Origin of the sequence: Lonsdalea iberica (genome assembly GCF_002111585.1) — a bacterium.
GTDB lineage: Bacteria > Pseudomonadota > Gammaproteobacteria > Enterobacterales > Enterobacteriaceae > Lonsdalea > Lonsdalea iberica.
In genome coordinates this window covers 1-2,584 of the sequence record NZ_LUTP01000091.1, presented here as the reverse complement: position 1 = coordinate 2,584, position 2,584 = coordinate 1, and the positions used below count along the sequence as shown (strand labels likewise).

1 protein-coding gene and 2 pseudogenes are annotated in these 2,584 nt (G+C 50.2%); 2 read left to right on the top strand and 1 reads right to left on the bottom strand.

Going from position 1 to position 2,584, the window contains the following annotated elements; genetic code table 11:
* The first annotated feature begins 418 nt into the window (after positions 1 to 418).
* Both murB and birA read left to right on the top strand, forming a co-directional pair.
* Positions 419 to 1,452 (top strand): annotated as a pseudogene (gene murB / locus AU511_RS16675) (UDP-N-acetylmuramate dehydrogenase).
* Positions 1,449 to 2,411, top strand: a complete 963-nt coding sequence (birA, locus tag AU511_RS16670; RefSeq protein ID WP_094102247.1) for a bifunctional biotin--[acetyl-CoA-carboxylase] ligase/biotin operon repressor BirA — start codon at positions 1,449 to 1,451, stop codon at positions 2,409 to 2,411. Before murB ends, birA begins: the two are co-directional and overlap by 4 nt.
* Positions 2,412 to 2,442: 31 nt before the next feature.
* On the opposite strand, the pseudogene AU511_RS16665 reads toward birA, so the two are convergent.
* Positions 2,443 to 2,584, bottom strand: a pseudogene (locus tag AU511_RS16665) (type I pantothenate kinase); the annotation flags it as partial.

Here is a 2,584-nt window from a genome sequence, read left to right as displayed (position 1 = left end):
GCATCGGTGTATTTTCCTCTGGGAGACGACAGCCCATTGGTTGTATGTGGACTTAACCCGTGGATGCCGAGGTGATGCGGTAACTACATGGTTTTTCAAGATGTTAGTCGCCCCAATATGAAGCCTTTGGTGCTGTCAGCCCGAGGTGGATTGCCTCTGGCGTACAAGGTTGGATAAGAGAGTAGCCCAATCCCCTCCAGCCGCGTCTGCGTTGCATCTTTCGAGCAATCGCATGTAAATAAGGCCTAACCCTCTATTTCTGGTCTTTACTTAAGCAGTGAATAAACCGGCGCTGGGTTTTGGAACAACGGATACTTCGAAAATGCGGCGAGGGTACACTTCAGAAATCACTGCTCAATAATATGTCTGGATCGAGTAAACTGTAGCGATTAAATATATATCGAGCATGAAGACGACTATGACGAGTGCCGCCGCATTACAGCCCTATAATTCATTCTCCCTGCCTGTTTCAGCCAACGACGTGATTACAGCCAAAACAGTCGAAGATCTTCTTTACGCCTGGAAAAAAGCGACCATTTCAGAACAGTCAGTGCTAATTCTAGGCGGTGGAAGCAATGTCCTTTTTCTCGAAGATTTTGCTGGGTGTATTGTATTGAACCGTCTGAGAGGGATTGAGATTAAAGAGACAGACACATGTTGGCACCTTCATGTCGGTGCTGGCGAAGTCTGGCATGACCTGGTTGAATTCACCTTACACCACCACATTTCCGGGTTAGAAAATCTTGCATTAATCCCTGGCTGCGTTGGCTCGGCCCCGATCCAGAATATCGGAGCGTACGGCGTTGAGCTGAAAGACGTGTGTGCCTACGTCGATGTCTTGAACCTCAATACCGCCGAACTAACGCGGTTGGCACAGGATGACTGCCAGTTTGCCTACCGTGAAAGCATCTTCAAACATGAATACCGGGATGGCTATGCGATTACGGCCGTCGGGCTAACGTTGCCCAAACCTGGCAGCCGGTGCTGAACTATGGAGATCTAACGCGACTCAATCTTCAGACCGTGACGCCACAGCAGGTTTTCGATCTCGTGTGCGCTATGCGCAAGAGCAAGCTGCCCGACCCTGCTGTGAATGGGAACGCTGGCAGTTTTTTCAAGAATCCAGTACTTCCCGCCGCTCAAGCGAACGAGCTACTACGTCGCTTCCCCCATGCGCCGCATTATCCCCAGGCTAATGGCGAGGTGAAATTCGCCGCCGGGTGGTTAATCGACCAATGTGAGCTTAAAGGCTACCGCATTGGCGATGCTGCGGTACATGCGAATCAGGCTTTGGTTATTATCAACGTCGGAAATGCGTCCAGCAAAGACGTTGTTGGCTTGGCGCGCTATGTGCGCAATCAGGTGGCTGATAAATTTGGTATTGGGTTGGAACCTGAAGTGCGATTTATCGCGTGTCAGGGCGAAGTTAACGCGGTCGAGGTATTGGCATGAGAGATAATACAGTCCCCCTCAAGCTGATCTCTATTTTATCCGATGGCGAATTCTATTCGGGTGAAGTGCTTGGCGAGCGCCTGGGCATGAGCCGTTCTGCAATCAACAAACACATACACACGATTCGTGAATGGGGCCTTGATGTTTATACCGTAACCGGTAAAGGCTATGCATTACCCGCTCCCATAGAGTTATTGGATGCTGAAAAAATCCGGACGCTCACCAGCGGTGGGAATATTGATGTGTTACCCGTCATTGACTCCACCAACCAGTATTTGCTGGATCGCCTCGATAAGGTTTCATCGGGGGATGTTTGCATCTCTGAATATCAGCAGGCGGGACGCGGCCGGAGAGGGCGGAGATGGTTCTCCCCCTTCGGAGCGAATCTCTACTTATCGCTCTATTGGCGTTTAGAACAAGGGCCTGCGGCTGCGATAGGAGTGAGTCTGGTCATTGGTATCATCATGGCGGAGGTGCTGCATGACCTGGGTGCGAAAGGCGTACGGGTTAAGTGGCCCAACGATCTCTATTTGAACGATCGCAAGTTAGCTGGAATTCTGGTTGAGCTCAACGGCAGAACTGGCGACGCAGCTCACCTTGTTATTGGCGCCGGAGTCAATTTGCGTATGCGGGAGCCGGGCGCGGAAATGATCAATCAAGGCTGGATTAATCTGCAGGAAGCGGGGATCGCTATCGATCGCAACACGTTGGCGGCTCGCTTGATAACCGAATTACGAGCGGCGTTGATATCTTTCGAACAGCATGGATTGGCTCCTTTCATTCCCCGCTGGAAGTCGCTGGATAATTTTTATAATCGGCCGGTAAAACTATTGATGGGCGATAAAGAGATCATCGGAGTCGATAAAGGAATTGATAATCAAGGGGCTTTGTTATTGGAGCAAAACGGCGTGTTGATACCCTACATCGGAGGGGAAATCTCGCTGCGCGGCGCATCATAATAATAAGGGGATGTGATATCCCCTTACGACCTTATTTACGTAACGTAACGCGTTCGACAGCATGATTGGCGCTTTTTGTCATAATTAAACTGGCTCGTTCACGCGTTGGCAGAATATTTTTCTTCAGGTTTAACCCATTGATTTCATTCCACACCTGAGACGCGAATGCCACA

Coding starts and splice junctions, on each gene's coding strand:
- birA (WP_094102247.1), top strand. CDS start 1,449: ATGAGAGATAATACAGTCCCCCTCAAGCTGATCTCTATTTTATCCGAT.